The sequence below is a fragment of the Sphingomonas sp. 320_CC genome, from assembly GCF_059691795.1.
This window is the reverse complement of sequence record NZ_JCAWAE010000001.1, coordinates 596,902-619,130: the sequence shown is the minus strand read 5'-3', so window position 1 is coordinate 619,130 and position 22,229 is coordinate 596,902. Positions and strand designations below refer to the sequence as shown.

Sequence of the window (22,229 nt, the reverse complement as noted above, 5' to 3'; positions counted from 1 at the left end):
TGAAAGGGAGGGGTTGGGGGTGGGTCGGCCTGTTGGCGGACGTCGTCTTTTCCAAGCAGCCGACCCACCCCCCTGCCCCTCCCTTTCAGGGAGGGGTGAAAGTCAGGGGACGGTTTGGCCTGCCGGCGCGAGTTCGTGCCACGTGTGGTCGTCGTGCGCGAGTAGCGCGTCCGCAGCCGCTGGGCCTAGCGTGCCCGCCTCGTACGGCTCGGGCATGCCGGCGTCATGCGCCCACAGGTCGAGGAACGGTTGCACCGCAGCCCAGCCCGCCTCGATCGCATCCGCCCGTTGGAACAGCGTCTGGTCACCGACGAACAGGTCGTAGATCAGCGACTCATACCCGGTCAGGTGACCGATATCGAATTCATCGGCATACCGGAAATCGAGCGCGATCGGCGCGGTCGCCACTTCAAGGCCGGGGCGTTTGATGTTGATGTCCATGCTCAGGCCCTCGTCGGGCTGGATCTGGATGATCAGGCGGTTGGGCGGCAGCATGTCGGCGGCGGCACCGGGGAACGACGCGAACGGGACCGGCTTAAAGGTGATCGCGATCTCGGTGTCGCGACACGTCATCGCCTTGCCGGTGCGCAGGTAGAACGGCACCCCCGCCCAGCGCCACGTGTCGACCATCAGCTTCAGCGCGACGTAGGTTTCGGTCCGGCTGTCCGGCGCGACGTCGGGCGAGGCGGTGTAGGCGGGGACATCCACCCCCTTCACTTTCCCCGCGGTGTACTGGCCGCGGACGCCGTTGCGCTTCGCCTTGCCGGGCGAATAGACGCGGACGGCTTTGAGCACCTTGCCCTTTTCGTTGCGGATCGCCTCGGCATCGAAGCTCGCGGGCGGCTCCATCGCGACCATCGCGAGCAGCTGGAACAGGTGGTTGGGGACCATATCGCGCAGCGCCCCGGTGCCGTCGTAGAATTTGCCGCGCGTGCCGACGTCGACCGTCTCGGCGGCGGTAATCTGGACGTGCGCAATGCAATCCGAATTCCAGACGCGCTCGATCATCATGTTCGCGAACCGCGCGGTCATGATGTTCTGGACGGTTTCCTTGCCGAGGAAATGGTCGATCCGGTAGATTTGCGCCTCGGACACGCGAGCCAGGATGCGTGCGTTGAGATCGCGGGCCGAGGCGAGGTCGTGGCCGAACGGCTTTTCGATCGCGATCCGGCGGAAGCCATGCGGCGTCTCTGCCATCAGGCCGTGGTCGGCGAGCTTGTCGACGATCGTGCCGAAGAACTTCGCCGGCACCGCGAAGTAGAACGCGACGTTGCCGTTCACCCGGGCCTTGAGTTGCTCGAAGACGTCATCCTTGGTGAAATCGCCCTGGAGATAGCCGACTCGGTCCTTGAGCCGCGCCCAGGCGTCGCCCTTCTCGCCATCGCCCTCGCCGCCCTTCGCATCGAAAGTGCCAAGCGCCTCGCGCAACGACTGGTCGTTTCCTTCGTCGATGCCGACGCCGAGCACATGGAAATCATTCCCGACCAGCCCGAGCCGGGTCATGTTGATCAATGCCGGCATCAGCAAGCGGCGGGTCAGGTCACCAAAGGCGCCGAAGATCACGAGCGTCGTCGGCGGTGCGGGCTTCACGGACTTGCTCACGAATTCGCCTCGGACATGCATCGACCCTTTCTGCGGTGGTTCCTTCAAACCGCATAGCGTGTGCCGATGTTCCCCGCACGCCCTCAGGTAGCGGTGAGGATGTTGTCCCCGAATGCGCGCGCGTCGACCTCCGCCCAATCGAGTTCCTCCTGCAAGCGGCGATACACGTCCTCGGCCACCTCGCCCTTATTACGCATCTCGTGGAGCACGACGCGCTGGCAGGCGATCATCTCGAGATGGAGTTCGTCGAATTCCGAGGTCGCCTGCGGATCATCCGCCTCCGCGGTGACCTTGCCCGCCGCGCCGTAGCGGAACCGCAACGCATCCGCCGCCGCGCCCTCGCGTGCTGGCAGTACCGCGAGGCCTGCGTCGATCAGTCGCTTGCGCGCGGGGGCGATCTCGTCGGCCAACCCGGTATCCTCGCCGAGATCGAGACGGCGGATTAAGGGGCCGAGCGTAAGCCCTTGCAGCACCAGCGTGCCGATCACGACGCCGAACGCGGCGAGAACGATCAGGTCGCGGCCCGGTACCGATCGTGGCAGCGCGAACGCGGTCGCGAGCGTCAGCAGGCCTCGCATACCTGACCAGGACAGGATGATCGACGCATTCCACGGGGGCGGCTTGGGCAGCCAGGACGGTGCGTAGCGATTGGCGATTACGCCCTCGACGAACCGTACGAAGAACACCCACGCGATACGGGTAACGAGCACGGTCGCCAGCACCGCGGCGGCGAACCCGATCGCAGGCCAGCGCTCGGCGGCGGGCAGGCCGACCAGCACGTCGCGCGACTGCAGCCCCATCAGCGCGAACGCGATGATGTTGAGGACGAGGACCGCCGCCGACCATACCGCCGCCCCCTGCAACCGATCGCGCGCGGGCTGGCCGATCGGGCGGCGCTGCGACACGATCATCCCAAATGTGACGACCGCGAGCACGGGCGAAATATGCAGCCGTTCGGCCAACAGCCATATCCCGAAGGTCACGGCGAAATCGGCAAGGCTGGCCCCCAGCGTGCCTGCGAACAAGGGCGCGACGCGGAGGTAAAGCCACGAGGCCATGGCGCCGAACACGATCCCACCGGGCACCCCGGCGGCGAGCGCGAGCGGCGTCACCGGCGTGTCGGAATGCGTCGCGAACGCCACCGCGAGCCCGAACAACAGCAACGCCGTGGCGTCGTTGAGCAGGCTCTCGCCCTGCAGCAACAACAGGCCGCGGCGCGGAATGCCGACTTCGCCCAACACCGCTTCCGAAGCGGCGGCATCGGGCGGTGCGACGATCGCGCCCAGCGCGAACGCGGCGGCAAGCGGCAGTCCGCCGAGCGTCACGCCGACCAATGCAACCGCCGCGGCGGTGACGAGTACGGCGAACACGGCGAGGCTCAGCAGTGGGAACCAGTGTCGCCGCAACGCGCGTGGGCTAGTGTGGTATGCGGCGTGGAGGAGCGCGGGTGCTATGAACAAGGCCAGCGCCAGATGCGGCTCGACCGTGATCTTCGGCGCGAACGGCAACGCGGCAAAGGCGATCCCGGCCACCGCCAGCAAAGTGGGGTACGGCACGTTCAACTTGCGCGCGAGGACCAGCAGGACCAGCGCGGCGAGCAGGATGACGTCGAGACTTTCGAATAATTCCACGGGCACGCAACGGGTGGGAGGAGAGGACGGGCCCGCCGCATCGCGCAGGCCAAAAAAAACCACCCCGTGCATGTCGCACGGAGTGGCCTAGGTTCAGGGAGGAGGGACGCTAGAAGCGTCCCGTACGGCGCCGTGAAAGGGGGGGACACGATGCCGTACAGGATCTAAATGGGTGAGCGCCGTTTTGGTTCAACCCCTGCTGCACCGCACCCCAAATAATTTTCGCGCCCTCCCGGTTTCGCTATCAGACGTTAAACTGCGCCGGGGCGGGCATCTGCTGCTGCGGGGTCATGCCGAGCTGGGCCTGGCGCGCGAAGATGTCGCGCATCAGCGAGAGCGAGAACAGGTGCGCATACAGCAGCGGGAGCATGCCCGACTTGCTCATCTTGCGCAGCGCATCGCCGCGCAGGTCGATCAGCTTTTCCTCGTTGATCATCTGGAAGCCGCGATAGACGAACGGCTGGTCCGCGCCGTCGGGCTGGATCGTGACTTCGCCGTCCATGAGCAGCTCGAGCTCGCGCAGCTCGTTCATGAAGTTCTGCGTGCGCGCGCCGGCCTGTTCGAACGACTCGTTGAAGCCGAGGATGTTCTTGGTCAGCTCGGTCGGCTGGCCGTTCTCGAACAGCGCGTCGCCGTCCTCGAAATCACCGATCGCCTGCGAGGTCGGATCGAAGCAGAGCGACAGCTCCTGCGCATCGGGGTGCAGCCGGGCGAGCATGTACGGGTAGCGGCGGACATACGCGGGCACGTAGAAGGTGTTCTCGGTCAGCTTGCCGTCTTCGCCGACGAACACGTTGACGCCCTCGTTCAGGCCCATCAGCGCGAGCGGGATCGCGTCGTCGCCGACCGAGAAGACGATCGGCATGTGGCGCTGGACCAGCGGAAACTCGTCGACGGTGATCGGGATCGCATGCTGGCCGACCAGGAACGGCGCGCTGTCCTGCGGGCGGACCTTGTAGTTCGCGTGCGTGTCGCTCGAAAGCGGCTCGAGGCCATTATAGAAAAGCGGAAGCTGGGCGGTGCTGGCCATGTTACTCTCCGGATCGGTCGGTCGAAATGCCGGTGGCTGATGCCACCGATTGGGGCGAGGCTCTATGGTGCGCCGGGCGGGCGTGCAAGTGTGACGAGCTTGCCGGGGTTGAGGATGCCGAGCGGATCGAGCGCGGACTTGATCGCGCGCAGAGCGGTCATCCGCGCCGGCGACGACAGGCGTTCGAGTTCGTCGCGCTTCATCTGGCCGATGCCGTGCTCCGCCGAGATCGAGCCACCGGCCGCCGTCACGAGATCGCCGACGAAGCGGGTGACGACCGGCGCGTCCTCGGCATACCAGTGCGCGGGGTCGGTGCCGGGGGCGGCGCGGACGTGGAAATGGACGTTGCCGTCGCCGAGATGGCCGAAGCCGCTCGCGTGCGTGCCGGGGAAACGCGCGTCGCACGCCGCCGCCGCCTCGATCATGAAGCGTGGCATCGTCTCGACCGGGATCGAGATGTCGTGCTGCGTTGCGGGGCCGAGCGCGCGTTCGGCGGCGGAGAGCGAGTCGCGGAGGAGCCAGAACGCGGTGGACTGGGCTTCGCTGGTGGCGATCGTCGCGTCTTCGATCGCGCCGTCCTCGAGCGCTTTGCCGAGCAGGCGTTCGAGCAGCGCGGACGGGGACTCGCCTTCGGTGGTGGCGGAGGTGGCCTCGATCAGGAGGTGCCAGGGGTGGCGGCCGGCGAGCGGAGCACGGGCGTTCGGAAGGTGCGCGATGGCGGCGTCGAGCGACTCGGCGGGGAGGATCTCGAAACTCTCGATCGCGTCGGTCTTCGCCTGCATCGTGCGCAGGAGTTTGAGTGCCGCCTGGGGCGAGCCGACGCCGACCCAGGCGGTGCCGCGCGCTGCGATTGCGGGGGCTAGGCGTAGCGTGGCGGTGGTGACGATCGCCAGCGTGCCTTCCGCGCCGATGAAGAGCTGGTCGAGGTCGTAGCCGCGATTGTCCTTCTTGAGTGCGGACAGGCCGTCGTAGATGCTGCCATCGGCGAGCACCGCCTCGACGCCTGCGACGAGGCCGCGCATGGTGCCGAACTTGAGCACCTGCGTGCCGCCGGCGTTCGTCGAGACGAGCCCGCCGATCGTCGCCGTCCCGCGCGCGCCGAGCGTCAGCGGGAAGCGCCAGCCCTCCCCGTGCGCGGCGCCGTCGAGGTCGGCGAGGATCACGCCCGCCTCGGCGATGGCGAGCCCGGCGTCGGTATCAATGCTGCGGATGCGGTTCAGGCGGCGCAGCGACAGGATCAGCGCGCTGCCGTCGGCGGGCGCGGTGGCGCCGCCGACCATCGAGGTGTTGCCGCCTTGCGCGACCAGCGGCACGCGGTGCTCGGCGGCGGCCGCGACGATCAGCGCGACCTCGGCGGTCGAAGTCGGCGCGAGCATTGCGGGCGCGGCGCCGTGGAAGCGGCCACGCCAATCGTGCAGCCACGGGTCAATGTCGGCGGGGTCGATAACGATCGCCTTCGCGTCGAGCCGCGAGGATAGGGATTCGAGCATTGCCGCCTGCGAAGGCGTCAGGATTGCTGACTGAATTTCGGCCATGTACGAGGCGCTAGACAAAATTCATCGCGCGTTCAACGATAGGCCCTAACGATTACGTCAGCATGATCCAGACACCATGATCCATCCCGCGATACCCGCCACCCTGCTCGCGCTTGCGGGTCCCTTTGCCATGGCGATGCGCGATGTCCCTTCGCCCAGACTCAGGCTCGATGGCCTGCAGATCGCGCAGGTCTCGATCCACGAACGCATCATCATCCGCGTGCCCCGGATGAGCCGGGCCCCCGTCCGCACCTACGCGCCGCCGACCGAGTGGAAGGAGCACAAGGGCCCCAAATGCATCGCGGTCGACGAGATCGCGGGTGCGATGCTCAACAAGGATGGCGCGGTCGACTTGGTGATGGACGACACGACGCGGCTGCGCGCGCGGCTCGACGGCGACTGCAAGCCGCTCGATTATTATTCGGGGTTCTATCTGCGGCCGGGCCCGGACGGGATGATCTGCAAGGACCGCGATGCGATCCGCATGCGATCGGGCGCGCGTTGCGAGATCGAGGGGTTCAAGAGCTTGCGGGCGAAGAAGAAATAGGGCGGGCAGGCCAAGTCGAGACTCCGCGAGCTCCATCTGCACCGCCCGATACACACTACCGATTGGCCGCCGAAACCGATCAAAGCATGTTTCCCCGCGAAGGCGGGGACCCAGACTGGGCTTCCGCCTTCGCGGGAGAACAATAGGGTGGTAGCCGTTTCGCAGCTCAAATCTTTCATGTCCGGGAAACCGTGAGCGGCGGAACGAGCTCGGCATGACTAAGAATCTGCCCCAAGACCCCCTCCCCACCCTCCATTCACCGCGTTTCCTTGACATTTGTCGCTAAATCGGCGAGCGCCGGAACGCTTGAGGGCAGTGCATTTCACCCTCTATTTACCGGACATTTGCATGAGTTTTGCCGATCTCGGCCTCTCCGACGAACTGCTGAAGGCAGTCACCGACTCCGGCTATACCGAGCCGACCCCGATCCAGGCCGGCGCGATCCCGTCCGTGCTGATGATGCGCGACATCATCGGCATCGCCCAGACGGGCACCGGCAAGACCGCGTCGTTCGTGCTGCCGATGATCGACATTCTCGCGCATGGCCGTAGCCGCGCGCGGATGCCGCGTTCCTTGATTCTCGAACCTACGCGCGAGCTTGCAGCGCAAGTGGCGGAGAATTTCGAGAAATACGGCGTCAACTCGAACCTCTCGATGGCGCTGCTGATCGGTGGCGTGTCGATGGGCGACCAGCTCGCCGCGCTCGAAAAGGGCGTCGACGTCCTGATCGCGACGCCGGGCCGGCTGATGGACCTGTTCGGACGCGGCAAGATCATGCTCAACGGCTGTTCGCTGCTGGTGATCGACGAGGCGGACCGGATGCTCGACATGGGCTTCATCCCCGACATCGAGGAAATCTGCACCAAGCTGCCGAAGCAGCGCCAGACGTTGCTGTTCTCGGCAACGATGCCGCCGCCGATCAAGAAGCTGGCGGACAAGTTCCTGACCAATCCCAAGACGATCGAGGTGTCGCGCCCGGCGTCGACCAACCTCAACATCAAGCAGTATCTGGTGCCGGTGCCGAGCCAGACCGCCAAGCGCGATACGCTGCGCCGCATCCTAGCGCAGGAAGAGGTGACCAACGCGATCATCTTCTGCAACCGCAAGACGACGGTGCGCGACCTGAACAAGGTGCTGAAGCAGGCGGGCTACAAGTCGGGCGAGATCCACGGCGACATGGAACAGCCGCAGCGGCTGGCTGAGCTCGAGCTGTTCAAGACTGGCGCGGTGACGATACTCGTGGCGTCGGACGTCGCGGCACGCGGGCTCGACATCAAGGGCGTGTCGACGGTGTTCAACTATGACGCGCCGTGGCATCCGGACGATTATGTTCACCGGATCGGCCGCACCGGGCGCGCCGGGGCGACGGGGACGGCGTACACGTTCGTCGCGCCGGACGATGCCGAGAACATCATCAATATCGAAAAGCTTACCGGGCAGACGATCGAACGGCTGAAGGTTGCCGAGCCCAAGGCGGCACCGGTTGCCGTCGAACCCGACGAGGAAGCTCCGCGTCGCGATCGGTCGCGGAACCGTCGTAGCGGGCGTTCGGAGGATGTCGCGCCGGTTGCTGCGGCGGACGCTGGCCGCGAGCGGTCGCGGACTCGCCGCGTACCGCGCGAGGACACGGTCGCGCCGGCGGTTGTCGCCGAAGTGCTGGCCGCGGTCGAGTCAGTGGTGGCGAAGCGGCCGCGCTGGGAGCGGACGCCGATCGACGAGCCCGTGCCGGCGGTCAAGCCGCGCGTTGCGGAGCCCACCCGGGTCGAACCCGTGTATGTCGAACCGGTTCGCACAGCGCCTGTTCGGTCTGAGCCGGTGCAGACGGAGCCGGCGCGGTCGGAACCGGTTCGCTCGCAAGCTGTTCGTTCGGAAGAGGCAAAGGTCGACCCGCCACGGACGGAGCGCATTCCTGCGGATCCAACTGGCGGTCGCCGTCAACCGGTCGCCGATACGCCGGCGGATGGCTGGAACGGACCATTCCCGAGCTTCCTGAATGCCGTGATCGGAGGATATGAATGATGTCGATGCGCCGTCTCGCCGCGCTTGCCTTGCTCGCGACTGCGGTAGCCGCGCCGGCAGCGCCCCGCGCGAAGGTGGCAGCGCCGCACGTCAACACCGCGAGCTTCGACAAGCTGCCCCAGCCCTTGCCGCTGCCGTATAATGAGTCGGCCAACGCCAATGTTCAGGTTGCGGCGGCACGTGCGCGCGCACTGAAGACGCACAAGCGGCTGCTGATCGACCTCGGTGGCAACTGGTGTCTCGATTGCCGTCTGCTGGCGGGAACGATCGACCTGCCGGAGATGAAGCGCTTCGTCGACAGCAAGTTCGTGGTGGTGACGGTCGACATCGGCCGTTTCGACAAGAACGGGCAGATTGCCGCGCGTTACGGGATCAAGGGCCGCCTGAAGGGCGTGCCGGCGGTACTGGTGGTCGATCCGCGGACCAACAAGCTGTTGAATGCAGGGCATGAGACCGAATTAGCGGATGCGCGATCGATGGGGCCTCAGGCCTTGGCCGACTGGCTGGCGAAGTGGGCGGCCTGATCGGAATTTGAGAGTCGGCGTGCGCTGATTGACGCCTGGCGACTGACGCCGAGATCCTTGGCTGATCTGGGTCGTGGTGGGCGTTGCCTCGCCGAGGCTGGCTCGGTTGGGTTTCGATCGACGATCGACGATCGGTGCCACGTCGTGGGGGAGTGGTTCCTGCCTGCCAGAACCGGGGTCGATAGACGGTATTAGCTGGCCGGTAGCCTTCTGGCCACTGCGGCGGTCACGCGGTCCGCGTTGCAAGCGTGTTTCCCCGCGAATGCGGGAACCCAGTCTGGGCTCCCGCCTTCGCGGGAGAACAAGGGGGCGGTAGCGATGCTTTCGGTCCGCAGGTACGGGGCCTGTCGAATCATGGCCGGCCAATCCCGGGTGGTGGAACGAGTTTGCAACCTTCCAACTCGCAATACGCAATACGCAATACGCAATACGCAATACGCAATACGCAATCGGTTCTGCCAGAAATCCAATTGCAACAGGCCCCACGCCGGCCCAATCCCCGCCGTCATCCTGACGAAAGTCAGGACCCAGGATACCGACAGCTAGCCTCCGTGGCTATGACCCCTGACTTTCATCAGGATGACGAGGTCGGTATGACCGGTCGCACACCGTCGATCGACCTCAGGCTGCAGCAGCGATCAGGGCGTCGTCCAAATCTCCAGCCCGCTTGTACGCCGGACGCTCGATCAAACGGGCGGCATAGTCGGTGAAGGTCGGGCGCTTGGGCAGCCAGCCGAACTGCATGCCCCAGATCACTTGCGATCCGACATAGACGTCGGCGGCGGTGACGCGGTCGCCGGCGATGTACGGGTGCGCGGCAACTGCCTGTTCGAGCACGTCGATGACGCGATCGAGGCTGCCATAGCCGATCATCCGCTGTTGCGCGGCGTCCGGCACTACACCGAGTGCGCGGTTACCGACGGCCGCTTCGACGGGGCCGGCTGCGTAGAACAGCCAGCGGTAATAATCGGCGCGTTCGTCATCGCGTGGCGCGAAGCCTGCTTCGGGGAATGCTTCGGCGAGATAGGCGCAGATCGCAGCGCATTCTGTGATGGTCTTGCCGTTGTGGACCAGCGCGGGGACCTTGGCCATCGGGTTGATCGCGCGATACGCCTCGGCCTTCATCGTCGTGTCGTAGCCGAGCACGACCGTCTCGTACTCGGCGCCGACCTCTTCGAGCATCCAGCGCGCGATGCGACCGCGCGACATCGGGTTGGTGTACAGGGTCAGGGTCACGCGACTCTCCTTGAGAACGGATCGTGAACGATGGTCTCATGGAGCAGGATCAGCGTCAAGCGCTCGCTTGCCGACGAACGCCGTTGCAAACCGGCGTCTTCCTGGGCTCGACCCAGGACCCAGAGCCATAAGCGTCAGCGCTGTTGGCTCTGGGTCCTGACTTTCGTCAGGATGACGGAAGGGGCGCTTACACCAGCGCCTTGTCGAACAACGCCAACATGCGGGCCCAGGCCTTGTCCGCCTGGACCGGATTGTAGACCTTCGAGTCGGGCGGGCACCAGCCGTGCATCGTGCCGGCGTACACCTCGATCTCGGCTGGGAGTTTCGCGGCGGCAAACGCGGTGCGGAGCGTGTCCTTCTCGGTCGGCGACCGCGCGTCATCGTTGGCGGCGATCGCGATGAGGTATTGCGCCTTCATCTGCGGGATCAGGAGGTGCGGGCTGTCGGGCTTGTCGGTGACGAAGCCGCCGCCGTGGAAGGTCGCGCCTGCGCGGATGCGGTTCGGCACGGCTGCAGCGGTGCGCATAACCATCGGGCCGCCCATGCAATAGCCGGTGGTGGCCAGCCCACGCTTGCGGTCGACCTGCGGTTGCGCGTCGAGGAAGGCGGTGAAGGCTTTCGCGTCGCGAACCGTCCCTTCGGACGTGAGGGCTTCCCGGAATGGGGCGATGCGGCTTTTGACTTCGGGTTGGTCGTAGGACTCGCCGGGCTTCAGGAACGGCGCCTTGGTCGAGCGGTAGAACTGGTTGACGACGAGCACCGCATAGCCGGATTGCGCGAGCCGGTCGGCCATCTGGCGGAAGGCGGGGCGCAGGCCCATGATGTCGGGCCAGACCAGCACGCCGGGGTGCTTGCCGGTGGCGGGCGCGACGAAATAGGCATCGGCCTTGCCGTCGGGCGTTGTGATCGACACGTCGCGGCCCTTGATGACCGCGGCGTTCGCGGGCGTCGGAAGCAGCATCGTCAGGCCCATCGCGCCGGTCATCACGCCGAACTGGCGGCGTGACACGCCGGCCAGATAGGCTTCGTTATCGTCTGCGGTATGCTCGTCGCACATGGGCCTATCCTCTTGAATTCGGCCGCATGCTAACTCAGGCGGCGCGCCACCACCATACGCCATCTTGGATGTCGCGGGTCGCTCGGCCTTCGACTTCGAGGCGGCGGAGATGTGCGAGCGCCTCGCCGGTCGCCATGCCGAGGACGTCGGGGCCGATCGCGCGGCGGAACAGGCGGCCGAAACAGTCGACCGCGCGGCGGGGTTCGGCGAGGAAGACCGCGAGTTCGTCGAGTCGCTCGCGGTGTTCGCGGTCCATCGCGTCGAGGCGGGTGTGGAAGCCGGTGAACGGGTCGCCGTGGCCTGGGAGGACGAGCAGGTCGGCGGGCAACGTCTTCAACTTGGCGATCGAGGCGAACCATTCGCCCAGCGGATCGGCGCCCGGTTCGGTGACGCCGAGCGAGACGTTGGGGCTGATGCGGGGAAGGACTTGGTCGCCGGCGATGAGGATGCCGCCCGCTTCGTCGTACAGGCACGCGTGTTCTGGGGAATGGCCGGAACCTGTGACGACGCGCCAGTCGCGCTTGCCGATGGTGAGCGTGTCGCCGTTCTCGATGCGGGTGTAGCTGAGCGGCAGCGGCGTTATGATCTTGCGGAAGCCGGCCCAGCCCTTGGCGGTGGCGTGGTCGATCTGTTCCGGGGCCCAGCCTGCGCCGCGCCAGAAGGCGAGCATTTCGTGCGGGACGGAGTCGCGGGCGTCGGCGGCGAGCATGCGCGCGGTCAGCCATTCGGCTCGGGTCATGATCAGGGGGGCGGCGTGGTGGTCGCACATCCAGCCGGCGAGGCCGATATGGTCTGGGTGGAAGTGGGTGCCGATCATTCGCGTGATGCGAACGTCCGCCTTGGGGCCTTTGAAGATGGCTTTCCAGGCGTCGCGCGCGGCCGCGGTGTTCATGCCGGTGTCGACCAGCGCTTCGCCGTCGGTGTCAGCGAGGAGCCAACAATTTACGTGGCGCAGCGGGCCGGGGATGTGGAGGCGGACCCAGTCTATCCCGGGAGCGACCTGGAACACGTCGCCTGCTTCGGGCTCTGCGCCGCCGAAGGGGTAGGTCAGGCCCTTGTGGCTGGTCGGCGCGAAATCGGTGTCGGGTACGGTTGCCATCCGTTGCGGTTAGCAACTGGATGTGGCGGGAGATAGTGCTGTAGGGCAGCTGACCTTCTCTCGATCCTCCCCCGCCAGGGGGAGGTGGCACCGCAGGTGACGGAGGGGGAGGACACAGAGCCGAGGTGGTCGCTTGCCTCTCCCTCCGTCTGGCCAGCGCCAGCCACCTCCCCCTGGCGGGGGAGGATCGCGTTGGACTACACAAATTCGCACGTGCTCGGTCATCCGACCGTGGACGGCACGTCTCAAATTCAGACGGAGGAAGCCTGTTTCCCCGCGAAGGCGGGGACCCAGACTGGGCTCCCGCCTTCGCGGGAGAACATGGAGGCGCGGACTGTTCGACATCACGGCCGCCGCCTTGTGCGTTGGCTAATCTCGCTAGCCGTATCGTATGAGGAGGGCGCGAGCCCACCCCCTGCCCCCTCCCGCTTGCGGGAGGGGAAGTAAGATCAGCGCTTGAAAGGGTCGTCGAAGAGCGGCTTGACGGGCAACACGCCGCCGTCTGCCACGAACTGCGCGTCCGCGGCCGCCTGGGTGCGCTCGGCGCGGAGCTGCTGGAGCAGCACTTCGCGGTCGCCTTCGAGGCGCGTGTCGGTCGGCGCTTCCATGCCGGCTGCCTTGGCCGCCTTCGCCACCGCGGCGTCAAGCTCGCGCTGCGAGGTCAGGCCGAGCGTGACCGGGTCCTTCGGCGTGATGTTGGCGATGTTCCAGTGGCTGCGATCGCGGATCGCGGCGATCGTCGTACGGGTGGTGCCGATCAGCAGCGAGATCGCGCCGTCGGTGATCTCGGGATGGTTGCGGATGATCCACGAGATGCCGTCGGGCTTGTCCTGGCGCTTCGAGACCGGCGTGTAGCGCGGGCCCTTGGTGCGGCGGACCTGCTCGGGGCCCTTGATCATCTTGAGCTGATAATCGGGATCGGCGGCACCCTTGTCGATCTCGTCCTGCGTCACTTCGTGTGCGCGGACGGGATCGCGGCCGGTGAGCTTGGTCGAGGTCGTGTCGTCGGCGATCGCCTGGATCTCGAGGATGTGCAGGCCGCAGAAGTCCGCGATCTGCTCGAAGCTGAGCGCGGTATTGTCGACCATCCAGGCGGCGGTCGCGTGGGGCATGAGCGGCTGGGCCACGGCGGAAACTCCGTAAAAATAGAAAGGGCCGCCCCTTTCGGAGCGGCCTGACATGAGAGAGACTTAGTGCGCGCGGCGCTATCAAGCAAGCGAACAAGCTCAGGCGGCCATGAGCTTTCCTTCGAGGGGGACGAGCGCGTGGAGGAACTGCCGTGCGCTGGCGGGCCAGCTGTAGCGCGCGGCATAGGCGGCGCAGGTGACGCTGTCCCGGGTCAGCGCGGTGGCGATCGCGGTGTCGAGGTCTTCGTGCATCGCGCCGACGCGGTTGTCGAGGACGTCGATCGGGCCGGTTACGGGGTAGGCTGCGACGGGGGTTCCGCAGGCGAGCGCTTCGATCATGACGAGGCCGAACGTGTCGGTGCGGCTTGGGAAGACGAGGACGTCGGCTGTGCGATAGGCGGCGGCGAGGTCGAGGCCGGAGCGCTGGCCGAGGAAGACGGCGTCGGGGAAGCGGCGGGCGAGCGTGGCGCGGGCGGGGCCGTCGCCGACGACGACCTTGGTCCCGGGATGTGCGGAGGACAGGAACGCCTCGATGTTCTTCTCGACCGCGACGCGCCCGACATAGAGCAGGATCGGGCTGGGCAGCGCTGCCATCTCGGGATCGCGCGCGCCATCGAGGCCGAACTGCGCGAAGTCGACGCCCCTGCCCCATTCTCGGACCTGATGCAGGCCTTGGGCTGCGAGCGTTGCCGCGACCGACGGCGTGGAGACCAGGATCGATTGCGCGGGGCGGTGGAACCAGCGGATGTAGCGCCAGATCCAGTCGGGGTTCGCGCCGGTGCGGGCAGCGATATAGTCGGGGAATTGGGTGTGATACGCGCTGGTGAACGGGAGCGCGCGGGCTAGGCACCAGTTACGGGCGGCGAGGCAGACCGGCCCTTCGGTAGCGAGATGGATCGCGTCGGCGCCGAACGCGGCGAGCATGCGGCCTACGGCGCCCGAGCGGGCGAAGGCGAGGCGGATCTCGGGGTAGGTCGGGCATGGCATCGAGGCGAAGCGTTCGGGGGAGACTACCAGGACCTCGTGGCCGACGGATTCGAGCTCGCGCTGGACCGACTGGAGAGTGCGGACGACGCCGTTGACTTGTGGGCTCCAGGCGTCCGTGACGATCGCGATACGCATCGTGTCTTCTCCGTTTTGCCCCTCTCCCATGGGGAGAGGGAGGGGCCCGACCGGCGCAGCCGGGTGGGAGGGTGAGGGCACGCTTCAACTGGCGTCGTGGACTTGCCCTCACCCGCGCCGCTGACGCGACTTGCCCTCTCCCCGTCGGGGAAAGGGTTAGTTAAGCGGCCAGGCTTATGACCTTGTCGCGTTCGCGGGCGGCGATTTCGTCGCCCCAGTGGAGAAGCTCCATGCGGCCGTCGAAATGCTCGACGAGGGCGGTGCAGCTTTCGACCCAGTCGCCATCGTTGTAATAGGCGATGCCGGCGATCTCGCGCATTTCGGCGGTATGGATGTGGCCGCAGACGACGCCTTCGACACCGCGGACGCCGGCGGCGTGCGCGACGACTTCCTCGAAGTGCGAGATGAAGGCGACGGCGTTCTTGACCTTGGCCTTGGCGTGCTTCGACAGCGACCAATAGGGCATGCCCATCCGCCGGCGCGCGCCGTTGACCCAGCGATTGAGGCCCATCAGCATCGTGTAGGCGGCGTCGCCGATGTGCGCGACCCAGCGGTGTGCGAGCGTGATCGCGTCGAACTCGTCGCCGTGGAGGACGAGCAGGCGGCGACCGTCCGCCGTCTCGTGGATCGCGTTGCGGCGGATCGAGATGCCCCCCAGGTCGAGGCCGGAATATTGGCGGAACACTTCGTCGTGGTTGCCGGGGATGTAGACGACGTGGGTGCCGCGCTTGGCGCGCTTGAGCAGGCGCCAGATCACGTCGTTGTGCGCGGCGGGCCAGTAAAATTTCTTCTTCAGCCGCCAGCCGTCGATCATGTCGCCGACGAGATACATCGTCTCGCTGTCGACGTGATCGAGGAAGTCGTTGAGCATCCCGGCGTTGCATCCGCGCGTGCCGAGATGGACGTCGGAGATCCAGATCGTGCGATACTGGCGGCGTTCGACGACCGGCTCGGGTACGGCGGGCCGGGAGTGAATGAAGTCGGCGATGTCGGTGATATCGGCGCCAACGAAGCTAGATGGCGAAAACGTCGTAATGGCGTTCATGAGCCTGCCCCCGCAAAACTATCCTTGTCGCGAGTATTAGGCGAGTATTGTTACACGGTGGTCGCAGTCCGGTGACTGTTCCAAGTCAGCGTATCTATCGTTTTTCAGCTGAACAAGTCAGCATGTTTCCCCGCGAAGGCGGGGATCCAGACTGGGCTCCCGCCTTCGCGGGAGAACAAGCTTTGGTCGGGTAACGCTTTGAGGCCCCAGCCCGGCGGAGGCCGGGGCCCAGTTGGAGAGGTGGCAATAACGAAGCGCGCCGCTCCCTTGCTTAGCGTCCCCAACTGGGCCCCGGCCTTCGCCGGGGTGGGGTAGTGTGGGTGTTGGCGTTTGCCCCCCCTTACTCCATCGTCAGCACGATCTTCCCGACGTGGTCGCCCGCTTCCATCCGGGTGTGTGCCGCCGGTGCGTCCGCGAAGGCGAAGGTGCGGTCGATCACTGGCTTCAGCTTGCCGGCCTCGACGTGCGGCCACACCGTCCGGGCGAGCTCGTCCGCGACCAGCGACTTGAACGCGGTGTCGCGCGGGCGGAGCGTGGAGCCGGTCAGCGTCAGGCGGCGGCGCATAATCTCGAACAGGGGGACGGTCGCCGTCGCGCCGCCCATGACCGCGATCGACACATGCCGGCCATCTTCCGCGAGGCATTGCAGGTTGCGCGGCACGTAGTCGCCACCAACCATGTCGAGCACTGCCGCGACGCCCTTGCCGCCGGTGATCTGCTTCACCCGCTCGACGAAATCCTCGGACTTGTAGTCGATCGCGTGGGTCGCGCCGAGGCTGAGCGCCGCCTCGCACTTCGCTTTCGAGCCGGCCGTCACGATGATGTCGATGCCGAAAACGTTGCACAGCCCGATCGCCATAGTGCCGATGCCGCTGGTGCCGCCGTGGACGAGAACCGTGTCGCCCTCCATCGCGTAGGCGCGCTCGAAGAGGTTGGTCCAGACGGTGAAGAGCGTCTCGGGCATCGCCGCCGCCTCGACCATCGTCAGTGCCTCGGGGACGGGCAAGCACTGGCCGAACGGTGCGACCGCGTATTCCGCATACGCACCGCCGGAGATCAGCGCGCAGACGAGCTGGCCGACCTGTTCATCGCCGACGCCGTCGCCGACCGCGACGATCGTGCCGGAGATCTCCATGCCGAGGATCGAGGGAGCACCCGGCGGCGGCGGATACTTGCCCTGGCGCTGCATGACCTCCGGGCGGTTGACCCCGGCGGCCGCCACCTTGACCAGCACCTCACCCTGCCCCGGCCGCGGCACGGGACGGTCGACGAGGACCAGCACTTCGGGACCGCCGGGCTGTTCCGGATCGATCGCCTTCATGACGTCAGGTACACCTAAGTTACTGGATTGGTTTTCGGGTATCGCGGTCATCGCTCGTCACGTCCCTTTAGATTTCCGCGCCTTATTGACATCACTCTGGTGCGGGTCAACGTTACAGAAACTATGGAACCGGACGACACCCCTTCCCGTCCCGACGATCTGCTCGACGCGCTCGTGCGACAGGACCTTGATCCGTTGTCGGTCGCGGAGCTCGATGCGCGGATCACCGTGCTGCAGGGCGAGATCGCGCGCTGCCAGCTGAAGAAGGATCGCGCGGTCAGTCACCGCGCCAGCGCCGACGACCTGTTCAGGCGGTGATCGCGCTGCTCGCCTCCACAAGCGTCGCATTTAGGCAGCGCAGGAACGGACGGGGCCGGGTTCAAGTGCTTGATGCGACCAATATCAGTTCCGACATAGTGGCAAAGGGCCTGCGTGTTCGCGGCCCGACAGGAGTATTGTAAATGCCATCATTTGCACCCGCCCTCGAGACCACGCTGCACAAGGCGCTCGAGGCGGCGTCGTCCCGGCGCCACGAATATGCGACGCTGGAGCATCTGCTGCTCGCGCTGATCGACGACGAACATGCGTCGAAGGTCATGACCGCGTGTAACGTCGAGATCGGCGAACTGAAGAATACCGTCGCGCACTACCTCGACAGCGAACTCGATGCGCTGAAGGTCGATGCGGCGACCGATCCCTCTCCCACCAGCGGATTCCAGCGCGTCGTCCAGCGCGCGATCCTTCACGTCCAGTCCTCGGGTCGCGACGAAGTGACGGGTGCCAACGTGCTCGTCGCGTTGTTCAGCGAGCGGGAGAGCTATGCCGTCTATTTCCTGCAACAGCAGGACATGAGCCGCCTCGATGCGGTCAGCTTCATCAGCCACGGTGTCGGCAAGGGCGGGCAGCAGGCGACCGAAGCATCCACGCCAAAGGGTGCGGACGACGAGAAGCCGGCTAAGGGACAGGAGAAGGGCAAGACGGAAAGCGCGCTCAAGCAATTCACGGTCGACCTCAACGAGAAGGCCCGCAACGGCAAGGTCGATCCCCTGATCGGGCGTGGTCCGGAGGTGGATCGGACGATCCAGATCCTGTGCCGCCGGTCGAAGAACAACCCGCTCTATGTCGGTGATCCCGGCGTCGGAAAGACCGCGATCGCGGAAGGCCTGGCGCGCAAGATCGTCGAGGGCGACGTGCCCGACGTGCTGTTGCCTGCCGTCATCTACTCGCTCGACATGGGCGCGTTGCTGGCGGGGACGCGGTATCGTGGTGACTTCGAGGAGCGCTTGAAGGCGGTCGTCAACGAGCTCGAGAAGCTGCCTGATGCCGTGCTGTTCATCGACGAGATCCACACCGTGATCGGTGCGGGTGCGACGAGTGGCGGTGCTATGGATGCCTCGAACCTGCTCAAGCCGGCGCTCAGCGGCGGCACGATCCGGTGCATCGGCTCGACGACGTACAAGGAGTTCCGCAATCACTTCGAGAAGGACCGCGCGCTGCTGCGGCGCTTCCAGAAGATCGACGTGAACGAGCCGACGATCGAGGATACCATCAAGATCCTCGCCGGCCTGCGCTCGGCGTTCGAGGATCACCACAACGTCAAGTACACGCCCGATGCGATCAAGTCGGCGGTCGAGCTGTCGGCGCGGTACATCAACGACCGCAAGCTGCCGGACAAGGCGATCGACGTGATCGACGAGGTCGGCGCGATGCAGATGCTGGTGCCGCCGAACAAGCGCAAGAAGACGATCACGCCGAAGGAGATCGAGCAGGTCATCGCGACGATGGCACGCATCCCGCCGAAGTCGGTCTCGACCGACGACAAGCTTGCGTTGGCCACGCTCGAGACCGACCTGAAGCGTGTGGTGTTCGGGCAGAATGCGGCGATCGAGAAGCTGTCGTCGGCGATCAAGCTGGCGCGGGCGGGTCTGCGCGAGCCGGAGAAGCCGATCGGCAACTATCTGTTCACCGGGCCTACCGGCGTCGGCAAGACCGAAGTCGCCAAGCAGCTGTCGACGATCCTTGGCATTCCACTCCAGCGTTTCGACATGTCGGAATATATGGAGCGGCATTCGGTCAGCCGTCTGATCGGTGCGCCGCCGGGCTATGTCGGGTTCGACCAGGGCGGTCTGCTGACCGATGCGATCGACCAGAACCCGCACTGCGTCCTGTTGCTCGACGAGATCGAGAAGGCTCATCCGGACCTGTTCAACATCCTGTTGCAGGTGATGGATAACGGGCGGCTGACCGACCAGCACGGCAAGTCGGTCGATTTCCGCAACGTCATCCTGATCATGACGACCAATGCGGGTGCCAGCGACATGGCGCGCGAGACGGTCGGCTTCGGCAACCTGTCGCGTGAAGGCGAGGACGAGGTGGCCGTGACGAAGATGTTCACGCCGGAATTCCGCAACCGTCTGGATGCAGTGGTGCCGTTCGGCTATCTGCCGACCGAAGTGGTGGCGCGGGTGGTGGATAAGTTCATCCTCCAGCTCGAACTCCAGTTGGCGGACCGCGGCGTGCACATCGTCCTCGACGACGAGTCGAAGGCGTGGCTCACGACCAAGGGCTATGACAAGCTGTACGGAGCACGACCGATGGGTCGCCTGATCCAGGAGAAGATCAAGCAGCCGCTCGCCGAGGAACTCCTGTTCGGCAAGCTGGTCCATGGCGGCGAGGTGACGGTGAAGATGAAGGACGGCGCGCTGTCGTTCGCGATCGAACCTGCCGCGCCGAAGAAGCCCAAGAAGAAGGGCAAGACGGAGACCGTCGACGCCAGCTGACGATTATCAACCTGGTTCAGCGAGAGCTGGACCAGGTTTGATTTGGAAAAGCTGGATGACAGCACTCCAAATTCTACCAATCCGCTTTCGGCTCGCGCCCGGTTCCGTCGTTGAGACACGATCGGCGGTAAGGACGAAGCGACTTCACGAAGCCGATAGCGTGGTTCGAATTGCGAGCCAAATCGGCATAAATCGATCCAGTATGGTCGATATCCGATTGATTACGCCGTCGTACGGGCGCCTCTTTACCATTAATTGGCGAAGGCGGCTTAGACGGTGTCTGCATGACGTTTGGGTTTCGTATCACTTGGCTCATCGGCATCGTTGCGACGGCGTTGGCGATGCTCGGTGCTGCGCCGGCCGAGGCACGGACCGGGCAACTGCTCGATGTCTGTATTATGCGGGCTACCCCAGGGCTTTCCGTACCTGCCTTGTTTCGAACGCCTTCACGGTTCGACTGCACCACGCCCCAGTCGGCCTATGGGTCCGGCGATTTCTGGGTTCTGTCGCAGGCTTTGCCGACGAACCTGACGCACATTCCTGATCTGCGTGCCCTGACCGCGAGCGTCTGGCAGGATCGCGTCACGCTCTTCGTCCTATACGCAGACGGCGCGATCCGCCGTACCGGGTTCACCAGTCGCACGTCCGGCCGCCATCTCATGATCGGCGCAACCCTGTCTCTGACGCTGCCGCCGCACGTTGCGCCCCCCGTCCGCCTGCTTTGGCACGTCGAGGGTTCGGCGAATTTGCGGGGCGTCGTACTCGGGCCGACACTCGCAACGGCCGCGGAAGCCGCAGAGAGCGAGATCATCCTGTCAGCGCTGTATGCAAGCTTCGGCGGCATGGCGATCGCGTTGATCGTCTACAATCTCGCGTTGTGGGGTGCGCTTCGACAGTCGTTCCAGCCGGTCTATTGCCTGCTGGTGCTATGCTTGCTCGGGTACGCCTTTTCGTCGTCGGCCGCGCTGGGCCAGCTTGTGCCGTCACTCGACAACAACGTCCGCTTGAAACTCAACGTATGTTTGCTGGCCATCTGTGCGGGGATGGTCCTGGTCTTCGCGCGCGCCTTTTTCGAGCGCGCGGTGTTCGATGGTTGGCCGCGCCCCGCCAGCAACGTGGCGCTCGCGACGCTCGCCACGGCCGGAATTGCGTTTGCGATCCTGGCGCCGTGGCAAATCTACTGGCTCGATCGGTTGCTGACGCTCAGTTACATCCCGCTGATCGCGCTAGTGCCGCCGGTGCTGTACCGAGCCTGGCGGGTTCGCAGCAGCTATCTCTGGATGTTCACGCTCGCCTGGGGCGCCCCCATCGTCTTCGCCAGCCTCCGGATCGCGGGTGCGCTGGGGCTGATGTCGTGGAGTTTCTGGATCGATAATTCGACGATGATCTCCATGATGCTGGAGGCGCTGCTGTCCAGCCTGGCGATCGCGTACCGGATTCGCCTGCTCAGCGTCGAACGCGACGACGCGCGTGAACAGGAGATCGCGGCGCGGTTGCTCGCGGATACCGAGCCGCTCACCGGGCTGCTCAATCGCCGTGCATTCCTGGATCGCGCGATCGGACGGTCGGGCGATCAGATGCTGCTGATCGCGGACGTCGATCACTTCAAGCACGTCAACGAAACCATCGGCCACGATGGCGGCGACGAAGTCCTGCGGGTCGTGGCGCGGGTATTGCGCAACGCGGTGCCGACCGACGCTCTGGTCGCGAGGATCGGCGGCGAGGAGTTCGCCATCCTCATCGACGCAACCACGCCGGTCCTGCCCGACACGATCCTTGAGCGATTGCGCAGCCAGCGCATGCCGTTCGACATGGCGATAACTGCCAGCATCGGCTGCTGTACGGGGCCGCTGCAGCGCGAATCAGACTGGAAGGCGCTGTATCGCAGCGCCGATCGCGCGCTGTTCGCGGCCAAGGGCGCCGGGCGCGATCGGTCGCGCGACGCAGGCATACTTCCGATTGCCGCTTAAAGCCGGTTCGCTTGCGAAACGGCAACGCGTGCGCCATGATCGCACGCCTGGGAGATCGACGATGCGGAACCGGAAACTTGTGTTGGCGGTGGCGGGGCTTGGCCTTGTAACGCTCGCCGTGCGCCATCCGACCGCAGACTTCCGGCTGATTACGCACGACAAGAGTGACCCTTCGCCACACCGGATGCAGGCCGTCGTCGATTTCGGACTGGTCGGTGTCTCCGTATTATACACCTGGACCGTCAACCGCCTGCGGTAGGTGCGTGCCGCATATCCGGCGCCCTCTCGCGCGTCCTTGACCCTCGTCGCGTGCCTGCGCCATAGCGACGGACATGGACACGCCGATCGAAGACCTCGCGTTCGAGGATGCACTGAAGGAACTCGAGCTTATCGTCGGGAAGCTGGAAAGTGGCGACACGCCGCTTCAGCAGGCGATCGAGCTGTACGAGCGCGGCAACAAGCTGCGCCAGCGTTGCGCCGACCGGCTCGATGCGGCGCAGGCGCGGATCGAGGCGATCCGGCTCGACGGCGACGGCAAGCCCGCGGGCGTCCGCCCGTTCGCGGCGGGCTGACGCGGTGAGCGG

At 65.7% G+C, this 22,229-nt stretch carries 19 protein-coding genes; 8 read left to right on the top strand and 11 right to left on the bottom strand.

Going from position 1 to position 22,229, the window contains the following annotated elements; genetic code table 11:
* Window positions 1-102 precede the first annotated feature (102 nt).
* From zwf to AC59GX_RS02770, 4 genes are all read right to left on the bottom strand, one after another.
* A complete protein-coding gene (gene zwf, locus AC59GX_RS02785) occupies window positions 103-1,602 on the bottom strand; it encodes a glucose-6-phosphate dehydrogenase (protein ID WP_426281065.1) in 1,500 nt (499 codons plus the stop codon).
* 83 nt (window positions 1,603-1,685) lie between these two features.
* Window positions 1,686-3,233: a cation:proton antiporter gene (locus AC59GX_RS02780; RefSeq protein ID WP_426281066.1), complete on the bottom strand. Its 1,548-nt coding sequence runs from the start codon at window positions 3,231-3,233 to the stop codon at window positions 1,686-1,688.
* A 244-nt stretch (window positions 3,234-3,477) separates the two neighbouring features.
* Entirely contained in the window at window positions 3,478-4,263 is a 786-nt protein-coding gene (locus AC59GX_RS02775; RefSeq protein ID WP_056047545.1) for a SapC family protein, read from the bottom strand.
* Between the two features lie 62 nt (window positions 4,264-4,325).
* The gene (locus AC59GX_RS02770; RefSeq protein ID WP_426281068.1) at window positions 4,326-5,798 is read right to left on the bottom strand and encodes an FAD-binding oxidoreductase; all 1,473 of its coding nucleotides are present in this window, start codon (window positions 5,796-5,798) and stop codon (window positions 4,326-4,328) included.
* Between the two features lie 76 nt (window positions 5,799-5,874).
* On the opposite strand from AC59GX_RS02770, the gene AC59GX_RS02765 reads away from it, so the two are divergent.
* From AC59GX_RS02765 to AC59GX_RS02755, 3 genes are all read left to right on the top strand, one after another.
* A complete protein-coding gene (locus AC59GX_RS02765; protein ID WP_426281069.1) occupies window positions 5,875-6,345 on the top strand; it encodes a hypothetical protein in 471 nt (156 codons plus the stop codon).
* Window positions 6,346-6,693: 348 nt separating this feature from the next.
* A complete protein-coding gene (locus AC59GX_RS02760; protein WP_497300764.1) occupies window positions 6,694-8,364 on the top strand; it encodes a DEAD/DEAH box helicase in 1,671 nt (556 codons plus the stop codon).
* 5 nt (window positions 8,365-8,369) lie between these two features.
* Window positions 8,370-8,888 (top strand): thioredoxin family protein, encoded by a 519-nt coding sequence (locus AC59GX_RS02755; RefSeq protein WP_426281118.1) that lies wholly within the window; start codon window positions 8,370-8,372, stop codon window positions 8,886-8,888.
* A gap of 621 nt (window positions 8,889-9,509) precedes the next feature.
* Here AC59GX_RS02755 and AC59GX_RS02750 read toward each other — a convergent pair.
* From AC59GX_RS02750 to AC59GX_RS02720, 7 genes are all read right to left on the bottom strand, one after another.
* Window positions 9,510-10,124, bottom strand: a complete 615-nt coding sequence (locus AC59GX_RS02750; protein WP_426281071.1) for a glutathione S-transferase family protein — start codon at window positions 10,122-10,124, stop codon at window positions 9,510-9,512.
* A gap of 187 nt (window positions 10,125-10,311) precedes the next feature.
* Window positions 10,312-11,181, bottom strand: coding sequence for a dienelactone hydrolase family protein (locus tag AC59GX_RS02745; RefSeq protein ID WP_426281072.1), 870 nt, complete (start codon window positions 11,179-11,181; stop codon window positions 10,312-10,314).
* Between the two features lie 34 nt (window positions 11,182-11,215).
* Entirely contained in the window at window positions 11,216-12,280 is a 1,065-nt protein-coding gene (locus AC59GX_RS02740) for an MBL fold metallo-hydrolase (RefSeq protein ID WP_497300762.1), read from the bottom strand.
* A 449-nt stretch (window positions 12,281-12,729) separates the two neighbouring features.
* Complete coding sequence (locus AC59GX_RS02735) at window positions 12,730-13,407, bottom strand: DUF1013 domain-containing protein (protein ID WP_055873545.1); 678 nt, start codon at window positions 13,405-13,407, stop codon at window positions 12,730-12,732.
* A 99-nt stretch (window positions 13,408-13,506) separates the two neighbouring features.
* Window positions 13,507-14,529 carry a glycosyltransferase family 4 protein gene (locus tag AC59GX_RS02730; protein ID WP_426281074.1) on the bottom strand — a complete coding sequence of 341 codons (1,023 nt, stop codon included), beginning with the start codon at window positions 14,527-14,529 and terminating at the stop codon, window positions 13,507-13,509.
* A 160-nt stretch (window positions 14,530-14,689) separates the two neighbouring features.
* Window positions 14,690-15,574 carry a UDP-2,3-diacylglucosamine diphosphatase gene (locus tag AC59GX_RS02725; RefSeq protein WP_497300760.1) on the bottom strand — a complete coding sequence of 295 codons (885 nt, stop codon included), beginning with the start codon at window positions 15,572-15,574 and terminating at the stop codon, window positions 14,690-14,692.
* Between the two features lie 340 nt (window positions 15,575-15,914).
* Complete coding sequence (locus AC59GX_RS02720; protein ID WP_136191384.1) at window positions 15,915-16,895, bottom strand: NAD(P)H-quinone oxidoreductase; 981 nt, start codon at window positions 16,893-16,895, stop codon at window positions 15,915-15,917.
* Window positions 16,896-17,018: 123 nt separating this feature from the next.
* On the opposite strand from AC59GX_RS02720, the gene AC59GX_RS02715 reads away from it, so the two are divergent.
* The 5 genes from AC59GX_RS02715 to AC59GX_RS02695 all read left to right on the top strand — a co-directional run bounded on the left by AC59GX_RS02715 (window position 17,019) and on the right by AC59GX_RS02695 (window position 22,217).
* Window positions 17,019-17,213: a DUF1192 domain-containing protein gene (locus tag AC59GX_RS02715; protein WP_056060574.1), complete on the top strand. Its 195-nt coding sequence runs from the start codon at window positions 17,019-17,021 to the stop codon at window positions 17,211-17,213.
* 143 nt (window positions 17,214-17,356) lie between these two features.
* On the top strand, window positions 17,357-19,675 hold the full coding sequence (clpA, locus tag AC59GX_RS02710) for an ATP-dependent Clp protease ATP-binding subunit ClpA (protein WP_426281077.1): 2,319 nt from the start codon (window positions 17,357-17,359) through the stop codon (window positions 19,673-19,675).
* A gap of 284 nt (window positions 19,676-19,959) precedes the next feature.
* Window positions 19,960-21,645, top strand: coding sequence for a GGDEF domain-containing protein (locus AC59GX_RS02705; RefSeq protein ID WP_426281078.1), 1,686 nt, complete (start codon window positions 19,960-19,962; stop codon window positions 21,643-21,645).
* Window positions 21,646-21,706: 61 nt separating this feature from the next.
* Window positions 21,707-21,904, top strand: coding sequence for a hypothetical protein (locus AC59GX_RS02700; protein ID WP_253071912.1), 198 nt, complete (start codon window positions 21,707-21,709; stop codon window positions 21,902-21,904).
* A gap of 73 nt (window positions 21,905-21,977) precedes the next feature.
* A complete protein-coding gene (locus tag AC59GX_RS02695) occupies window positions 21,978-22,217 on the top strand; it encodes an exodeoxyribonuclease VII small subunit (RefSeq protein ID WP_056060585.1) in 240 nt (79 codons plus the stop codon).
* Window positions 22,218-22,229: the final 12 nt, after the last annotated feature.

Bases quoted from the DNA above. Each gene is read 5' to 3' on its own strand.
- AC59GX_RS02775 (WP_056047545.1), bottom strand. From the start codon at position 4,263: ATGGCCAGCACCGCCCAGCTTCCGCTTTTCTATAATGGCCTCGAGCCG.
- AC59GX_RS02770 (WP_426281068.1), bottom strand. From the start codon at position 5,798: ATGGCCGAAATTCAGTCAGCAATCCTGACGCCTTCGCAGGCGGCAATG.
- AC59GX_RS02765 (WP_426281069.1), top strand. From the start codon at position 5,875: ATGATCCATCCCGCGATACCCGCCACCCTGCTCGCGCTTGCGGGTCCC.
- AC59GX_RS02760 (WP_497300764.1), top strand. From the start codon at position 6,694: ATGAGTTTTGCCGATCTCGGCCTCTCCGACGAACTGCTGAAGGCAGTC.
- AC59GX_RS02755 (WP_426281118.1), top strand. From the start codon at position 8,370: ATGCGCCGTCTCGCCGCGCTTGCCTTGCTCGCGACTGCGGTAGCCGCG.
- AC59GX_RS02745 (WP_426281072.1), bottom strand. From the start codon at position 11,181: ATGTGCGACGAGCATACCGCAGACGATAACGAAGCCTATCTGGCCGGC.
- AC59GX_RS02740 (WP_497300762.1), bottom strand. From the start codon at position 12,280: ATGGCAACCGTACCCGACACCGATTTCGCGCCGACCAGCCACAAGGGC.
- AC59GX_RS02730 (WP_426281074.1), bottom strand. From the start codon at position 14,529: ATGCGTATCGCGATCGTCACGGACGCCTGGAGCCCACAAGTCAACGGC.
- AC59GX_RS02725 (WP_497300760.1), bottom strand. From the start codon at position 15,574: ATGAACGCCATTACGACGTTTTCGCCATCTAGCTTCGTTGGCGCCGAT.
- AC59GX_RS02720 (WP_136191384.1), bottom strand. From the start codon at position 16,895: ATGAAGGCGATCGATCCGGAACAGCCCGGCGGTCCCGAAGTGCTGGTC.
- AC59GX_RS02715 (WP_056060574.1), top strand. From the start codon at position 17,019: ATGGAACCGGACGACACCCCTTCCCGTCCCGACGATCTGCTCGACGCG.
- clpA (WP_426281077.1), top strand. From the start codon at position 17,357: ATGCCATCATTTGCACCCGCCCTCGAGACCACGCTGCACAAGGCGCTC.
- AC59GX_RS02705 (WP_426281078.1), top strand. From the start codon at position 19,960: ATGACGTTTGGGTTTCGTATCACTTGGCTCATCGGCATCGTTGCGACG.
- AC59GX_RS02700 (WP_253071912.1), top strand. From the start codon at position 21,707: ATGCGGAACCGGAAACTTGTGTTGGCGGTGGCGGGGCTTGGCCTTGTA.
- AC59GX_RS02695 (WP_056060585.1), top strand. From the start codon at position 21,978: ATGGACACGCCGATCGAAGACCTCGCGTTCGAGGATGCACTGAAGGAA.